The 7,260-nt window shown below is 66.9% G+C and carries 6 protein-coding genes and 4 tRNA genes; all 10 read right to left on the bottom strand.

Features of this window, described 5'->3' with window-relative positions:
• On the bottom strand, positions 1 to 267 hold a 267-nt coding region (locus C84B14_RS17790; protein ID WP_353226040.1), incomplete at its 3' end, for a GTP-binding protein.
• Positions 268 to 365: 98 nt separating this feature from the next.
• A tRNA-Thr gene (locus tag C84B14_RS17785) sits at positions 366 to 440 on the bottom strand.
• Positions 441 to 473: 33 nt separating this feature from the next.
• Positions 474 to 547 (bottom strand) — tRNA-Gly (locus tag C84B14_RS17780).
• Positions 548 to 786: 239 nt separating this feature from the next.
• Positions 787 to 871, bottom strand: a tRNA-Tyr gene (locus C84B14_RS17775).
• A 150-nt stretch (positions 872 to 1,021) separates the two neighbouring features.
• Positions 1,022 to 1,097 (bottom strand) — tRNA-Thr (locus C84B14_RS17770).
• Positions 1,098 to 1,164: 67 nt separating this feature from the next.
• Positions 1,165 to 1,887 (bottom strand): type III pantothenate kinase, encoded by a 723-nt coding sequence (locus C84B14_RS17765; RefSeq protein WP_353226065.1) that lies wholly within the window; start codon positions 1,885 to 1,887, stop codon positions 1,165 to 1,167.
• Positions 1,884 to 2,858 carry a biotin--[acetyl-CoA-carboxylase] ligase gene (locus C84B14_RS17760; RefSeq protein WP_353226063.1) on the bottom strand — a complete coding sequence of 325 codons (975 nt, stop codon included), beginning with the start codon at positions 2,856 to 2,858 and terminating at the stop codon, positions 1,884 to 1,886. The genes C84B14_RS17765 and C84B14_RS17760 overlap by 4 nt, the downstream gene beginning before the upstream one ends.
• On the bottom strand, positions 2,843 to 3,469 hold the full coding sequence (plsY, locus tag C84B14_RS17755) for a glycerol-3-phosphate 1-O-acyltransferase PlsY (RefSeq protein ID WP_353226061.1): 627 nt from the start codon (positions 3,467 to 3,469) through the stop codon (positions 2,843 to 2,845). The genes C84B14_RS17760 and plsY overlap by 16 nt, the downstream gene beginning before the upstream one ends.
• A gap of 2 nt (positions 3,470 to 3,471) precedes the next feature.
• Positions 3,472 to 5,322: an AMP-dependent synthetase/ligase gene (locus C84B14_RS17750; protein WP_353226059.1), complete on the bottom strand. Its 1,851-nt coding sequence runs from the start codon at positions 5,320 to 5,322 to the stop codon at positions 3,472 to 3,474.
• Positions 5,303 to 7,099 (bottom strand): M61 family metallopeptidase, encoded by a 1,797-nt coding sequence (locus tag C84B14_RS17745; protein ID WP_353226057.1) that lies wholly within the window; start codon positions 7,097 to 7,099, stop codon positions 5,303 to 5,305. The genes C84B14_RS17750 and C84B14_RS17745 overlap by 20 nt, the downstream gene beginning before the upstream one ends.
• Positions 7,100 to 7,260: the final 161 nt, after the last annotated feature.

The raw sequence follows: 7,260 nt of genomic DNA, 5'->3' as shown, positions 1-7,260 counted from the left end.
GACGTAGTCGGCGTGACCCGGGCAGTCAACGTGCGCGTAGTGGCGCGCTTCCGATTCGTATTCGACGTGCGAGGTCGAGATCGTGATGCCACGCGCCTTCTCTTCCGGCGCCTTGTCGATCATGTCAAACGCCGATAGCTCGGAGCCGAACAAACGGTTCGACACCACCGTCAGCGCCGCCGTCAACGTGGTCTTGCCATGGTCCACGTGACCAATCGTGCCGACGTTTACGTGCGGCTTGTTACGCTCGAATTTTGATTTGGACATTACTCGCCTTTCGTCGTTGTTGCCGTGAGTTCAACTCGCCGTAGCCGCGACGCAAAACGCATCGCGCGCCGACCACGCCATTGCATCGCCGGCAATACTGGAGCCCATGACCGGACTTGAACCGGTGACCTCTTCCTTACCAAGGAAGTGCTCTACCGCTGAGCTACATGGGCCTTAACTGTCAATGCTGCCGAAGCAGCAAAATCTGGAGCGGGCGACCGGGATCGAACCGGCATCATCAGCTTGGAAGGCTGAGGTTCTACCATTGAACTACGCCCGCGCTGCCAACCACCCGACTGTCGCCAATTCCGGCGCTGCCTGCAAGGGCGCTAGCCAGCCTGGCGATTCAGACTTGAAAACAGACCGTAGCCTGCCTTCCAAATTGTCCAACTGGTCAAAAAGAAAGGTTACTCGGTCGCTTCGCGCCCTCGTCGAACCTCTAACGGTTCGAACCCTCCTCGGTCCGGCTTTGCGCTTGCCGCGACCACCAGTTGTTGCTGCTTACCTCTATTGTTCAAGTGGTGGAGGGAGGAGGATTCGAACCTCCGAAGGCTGAGCCGACAGATTTACAGTCTGTTCCCTTTGACCGCTTGGGTATCCCTCCACAAACGAGCCGCGCATTGTTCGCAATCGAGCCACGCTTGTCAACCGCTTACGGGCGATCGTTTTCAACTCTCATGCACGCACCGGGCCGCGAAAGGCAAACCGCAGCCCGGGCAACGGATTCTGCGCCGCGCGAGGCGCCTGCAATAGATGGAGCCGGCGACCGGGTTCGAACCGATGACCTGCTGTTTACAAAACAGCTGCTCTGCCAACTGAGCTACGCCGGCTTGGGGCGAAAGGCGCGGATCAGACGACCGCGCCGAGCGTCATTCTGCCGTGTACAACACCGGCTGGCTAGCCCGTGGGCGGCAAACCCCGCGCATGAATGGCCAGACCTTCGAGCACGAGGTGAGGGCGCAGCACCCAAGCCGCGGACAGATGCGTGGCCAGCTCCGCGGCACCCCCGCCGGTCAGCAACAGACGGTCCGGCCCCAGCTCGGCAACGGCGTTATCCAGCAGGCTGATGGCGCTACGCAGCGTGCCGGCCGCGATGGCGCTGTCGGTATCGCGGGCCAGCCATACCGGGGCGGCGTTTTCCCGCGACGGGCGAAGCTGAGTCTGGCGCCGTAGCGCAGCGCGCATGGTCGCCACCCCGGGGGTGATCAACCCGCCCCGGTGCGCGCCGCGCGCATCGACAAAATCCAGCGTGAGCGCGGTTCCGGCATCGGCGACGAGCACGGACCCCGGGGCGTCTGCCCAGGCGGCGATACAGGCCATCCAGCGGTCCACGCCCAGGCGTTCGGGGTCGTGGTAGGCATTGGTCAGCTCGGCGAAACGCGCCCTGCTCTCGGCCACGCTCAGATCGACCCCGAGGTCGACCGCGAACGCACGCAGCCGTGCCAACGCCTCGGGCTGAGCGACGCTGGATACATGAATGGACTCGACCTGGGCCTGCGGCAAGGCCGCAATCCAGTCTCCCGGGTCCGCGCGCGAGACCGCGCCCGTTTCGAGCAGCGCAGTCTCACGCGCCAGCGCCCACTTGCAGCGCGTGTTGCCGATATCCACGAGCAGCCTCATGGCGCCAGCCGCAGGCTCACATCGCCCGAATAGACCGACTGCTCGCCGGCTTCGAACTCAACCCGGAGCGCGCCATCGGCCGCGATGCCGCGGGCGATGCCCACGCGCTCGCCCTGGCTTTCGATAACCCGCACCGGCTTGTCGCGGACCGCGTCGAATGCCTGCCAGCGAGCACGAAAATGTTCGAAACCATGTTGTTCGAAGCCTTCGACCGCGCGCATCAGCGCAGCCAGCACCGCCGCGGCCAGCCGGTTGCGCGAGGGCAGCGCCGGCAGGTGGTCAAGCAGCCGGGTCCAGGGCTGATCGATCGCCTCGGCCTGGACGCGATCCATTGCCACGTTCAGGCCCAGGCCCACGACCAGGCGCGCGCCAGCGCCCAGCTCGCCGCGATGCTCGATGAGAATGCCGCCAAGCTTGTCGCCGCCGGCCCAGATATCGTTGGGCCACTTCAAGGCGAGATCGGTTGCGCCCAGATCACGCAGCGCTTCGATCACGCACACCCCCACGGCCAGGCTCAGCGCCCCCAGCGGGGCCCGCGTGGCAGCCACATCGGCGGCCAGCGATACGTAGAGATTGGCGCCGAACGGCGAGGTCCAGGGTCGCCGCGCACGCCCGCGCCCGGCGGACTGGTATTCCGCCAGACAGGCCTGCATGCCCGGTCCGCCGCGCCGGGCCAGCTCGGCGTTGGTGGAATCGATACGCTCGTGAACATACAGCGCATCCAGGGCTTTGCCCTGGCCGCCGAGTTCGCTGCGGATCCGGTTTTCGTCGAGCAACTCGATCGGTTCGGCCAATCGGTAGCCGCGGCCCTGTACCGAATGCACCACCAGCCCCAGCTCGCGCAGCTCGGCGACCCGGCCCGAGATCGCGGCCCGCGATACGCCCAGCGCCTCGGCCAGCGCCGGGCCGCGATGCCAGGCGCCGTCGGCGAGCAGACCGACCAGCGACACGGCGCTCAACGCCGGCGCCACATCACCCGCTCGAAGCGGTTTTCCCGTCCCTGGCGCAGGCGCTGGATGTTCTCGCGGTGGGTATAGAAAATGAGCACCGTCATGGCGATAACGAACACCTTGGCCGCCAGGCCCGCGCTGGGCGCGAACAGCGTCGCCAGGGCCACGCCAACCATGCCCAGCAGCGTGGCCAGGCCCACATAGCCGCTGGCCACCAGCGTGGCAACCCAGACGGCCACGCCCAGCAGCAAGGCGCCGGGCAGCAGTGCGATCAGCACGCCGATGAGCGTGGCCGCGCCCTTGCCGCCGCGAAAACCGAAGAACACGGGATAGACATGCCCAATCACCGCGGCCGCGCCGCAGGCCAGTGCCATGGCAAACCCCACGCCACAGATCGCCGGCACCGCCAGCGCTGCGATCACGCCTTTGACCAGATCGAATACCAGCACCGCGGCGCCGTAGCCGCGACCGCCGGTACGCAGGGCATTGGTGGCGCCCGCGTTGCCGCTGCCGCTGGTACGCGGGTCGGCGCGCCCGAAGGCACGGGCCAGCAACAGGCTGCCCGACAAGGAGCCGATCAGATACGCCAGCAGCAGCGCCACTGCAGCTATCAATACAGTACTGAAATTCATCGCTACCCCAGATTCGTGTTCTGCGACACGTCCGCCTTCTCACCCGGCGCACGCCGGCCGTACAGACGCGCGATATCGCGAGCATAGCAGCGCGCCACGCGCCGACGCCGGGTCTTGTCGGTGGCGGTGACCAGATCGTTGCCCTGGCTCCAGCGATCGGTGGTGATCGCCACGCGCCGGACCTGGGCATGGGCCGGATAACCGGCCAGCAGCTGGCTGAAGCGCGCGATGAAGAAATTCTCCAGACGCGCGCTGGTCAGGCTGGCCGGCGTATTCGGGTCGAGCCCCAGCCGTTGCATGACCGGAACCAGCGTATCAGCCGGACAGCTTACGATCGCGGCCAGCACCGGTCGCGCCTCGCCAACCACCACCGCGCGTTCCACCAGTTCGTCCAGGCGCAGCGTTTCTTCCAGCGGCTCGGGCGAAGCCTTCTCGCCGGTGGTCATGACGATGACCTCTTTCATGCGCCCGGTTAGATACAGTCGATTCTTGTCCAGGCGGCTGACCTTGTCGCCGGTATGCAGCCAGCCGCCGGCCGAAATCGTGCGCCGCGTGGCGGCCTCGTCCTGCCAGTAGCCGCGCATCACGCCGGCCCCGCGCACCAGCAGCTCGTTGTCGGGGCCGACCTTGGTTTCCACCCCGTCGAGCACGATGCCGACGCTGTCGATGGCGTTGTCGTGCAGCCGGTTCACGCTGACCACCGGGCCGGCCTCGGTCAGGCCATAGCCTTGCAGCACGGGCACGCCCAGCCCCACCAGCGTACGCGCGACCGGGTACGGCAGCGCGGCCGCGCCGGACACGGCGTACTGCATATCCGCGCCGAACAGGCGCAGGCAGCGTCGGGCGACGAAGTAACGCAGAAATGGCCACAGCAGATGACGCGCGCGCCGGCGGCTGCGCCCCTGCTCGCGCTCGAACACCGATTCGCCCACGCTGATGGTGAATGCCACCAGCCGACGCACGAAACGCGGCCGACGCGACAGCCAGCGATTGAGTTCGATATAGAAACGCTCGAATACACGCGGCACGCCGATCAGGGTGGTGATCGGCGCGCGTGCCAGGGTCAGCCCCAGAAAGCGCGGATGCCGACAGAAGGTGATTACCCCGCCGGTGATCATCGCTCGATAGGCATTGACCACCCGCTCATAGGAATGCGGCAGCGGCACATAGGACAGCGCGTGCTCATCGTCGACCTGGGGCAACGCATCGGCACAGGCCTGGGCATTGAACAGCAGGTTGGCGTGGGTCAGCATCGCGCCGCGTGCACGCCCGGTGGCCCCGGACGTGTAGACGAGGCTGGCCAGGGCATCCGACTCCACCGCTATGCCGGCACGGTGATCTTCGGCGGCATGCGCCAACGCCGCTTCGGCGCCACGAATACGCCCGGCCTCACCGACCTCGCCGTTGAAGACCAGCGCCGTTTCCAGCTGCGGGCAGCTATCAACCTCGAGAATACGCTCGACCCAGCGCGTCTTGACCGCCACCAGCACGCGCGCGCCGCTGTCTTCGATCAGATGCGCGTTGCTGGCCGGCGTATCGGCACAGAACAGCCCCACCGTCACCGCACCCAGCGCCATGGCCGCCTGATCCACGCACAGCCACTCCGGACTGTTGCGCAGCATGATCGCGACTCGATCGCCCGGTTGCACGCCGGCCTCGGCGAGTACGGCCTGCCAGCGCTGTACCCGGGCCGCCACCTGAGCCCAGCTCAGGCTGATCCATTCATGCCGGCGCGGGCTGTAGAACCGATACGCCAACGCATCCGGCGTGCGGGCCACGCGCGCGGCGAACAGATCGCAGAGGGTGGCGGCCTCGTCGCGGCCGATCCAGTATTCAGGCCGGGGCGTTGGCACGACACAACCAGTTCGCGCGCCGCGCCTGGGCGGCGGCGTCGGCATCGCTGTCGATACGCAGCGTCCATTCGCCCGCCGCGGCCGCGGCCAGCGTGACGTCGCGCTGCAGCAGTTCGTCGCCGCGCAGCAGGTGCAGCCGCACGACCGCGCCGCCGGGATAACGGCGCAGACGCGTGGCCAGCGTCGTACCCACGATTTCGATACCGTCGAGTGCCACCAGACGATCCTGGGGCGAGATGCCGGCCGCCTGGGCCGGGCCGTCGTCGAATACGTGTGCGACCCGGGGCTGGGCGTCGCTGGACGCGCGCAGGCCCAGCCGGCCGTGCACGACGGCGGCATCGTCGCTAGCAGGCGCGCATATCGCCTCGATACCGAAATAGCGCAGCCAGTCGGCCCAGGGCGCATCGATCGTGGTTTCGAGATGCGCTTCGACAAACTCGGACAGATCCAGCCCCGACAGCTCGGCGGCGAGTTGGGCCAGACCGTGTTCGGGCACCGGCTCGTCGCGGCGGCCGTTGCGCTGCCAGAGCTCGCGCATGACCTTATCGAGCGAGAGCGCGCCCTCGGTTTCCACCCGCAGCTTGAGATCCAGGCCCAGCGCGAACTGGGCGCCCTTGCCGTAGTAGCTGATCACCGCGTTCGGCGTGTTCTCGTCGGGGCGATAGAACTTCAGCCAGGCATCGAAGCTCGACTGGGCCAGGCTCTGGCGATGGCGGCCCGGCGTACGATCGATGCGCGTGGCCAGCGTCGCCAGGCGGTCGAGATAGCCCTGCTCGGATATCAGGCCGGCACGGACCAGCCCCAGGTCGTCATAGTAGGACGTAACGCCTTCATAGGCCCACAGATCCCGAAAATAGGCTTCGGACTGCAGGTCGCTTGTCGCCACCGCGGCCGGACGAATGCGTTTGACGTTCCACAGATGAAAATATTCGTGGCTGCACAGCCCGAGCAGGGTTTCGTAGGCGCTGCTGCGGGTGGCCTCGCCGTTGTCGGGCGCAATACGGGCCGGCAGCGCATCGCGTGCCACCTGCAGCACGCTGGATTCGCGATGCTCCAGGCCGCCGAAACCGCTGGGCGTGACCTGGGCAAAGAACAGATATTCGCGGGCCGGCAGCTCGTCGAACACGGCGGCCTGAGCCTCGCAGGCCGCCGCCAGATCGGCTGCCAGGCGCTGGGTGTCGGCATCGTGGCTGCCCAGCAGCACGAAGGCATGGGGCACGCCACGCACCTCGAAACGCACGTATTCCACCGCCGCGCCCATGGCCACCGGCTGGTCGATCAGTGCCCAGTAGTTGTCGGCGGCATAGACGCCGAAACCGCGGCTGTCGGTGGCCTGGGCGGGCAAGGTGGTGACCACTTGCCAGTTATCGATGCCCGTCGGGGCTTCGAGGGTGACGCGACACGGGTCCTGCTCGCGCCCGACCGGACGCAGCGCCAGCGAGGTGAAGTTGAAGAACGCCCGCGTATCGTCGAGAAACGCCGCGCGTACCGATTCGTCGCGGGCATAGAACTCGCAGACTACGGTCAGCGTGTTGCCGGTCGGCCTGCAGCGCCAGCGCTGTCGATCCATCGCGGTCACGGCGAGGGCCTCGCCATCGCTTTCGGCGGCAATCGAAAGCAGGTGCCGGGCGAAGTCGCGAATGACATAGCTGCCGGGAATCCAGCTCGGCAGGGCCAGTTCGACCGGCGCGCCGGCCTCGACCTCGGTGTGCAGCACGACCCGGAACCGATGGGCGGTGGCTGCGACCGGCGCTACGATGTAATCCAGCGTTGGCATGACGCCTCGCCTTGGGCTGCTCGTCGATTCGAAGGCGCGCAAGTGTACGCCCTCGTCACGCCGCTGCCCATACAGCCGTTATACAACGCGCCGCGGGCGTACCCGCGCAGCGCTTGCGTCACGCCAAATGGTATCTAGATGTGATCTTTCAGTAGGTTGTT

Source organism: Salinisphaera sp. C84B14 (genome assembly GCF_040361435.1).
Classification (GTDB): Bacteria; Pseudomonadota; Gammaproteobacteria; order Nevskiales; family Salinisphaeraceae; genus Salinisphaera.
The sequence above is the reverse complement of the archived record's forward strand: the minus strand, read 5'-3'. Positions and strand labels throughout refer to the sequence as shown.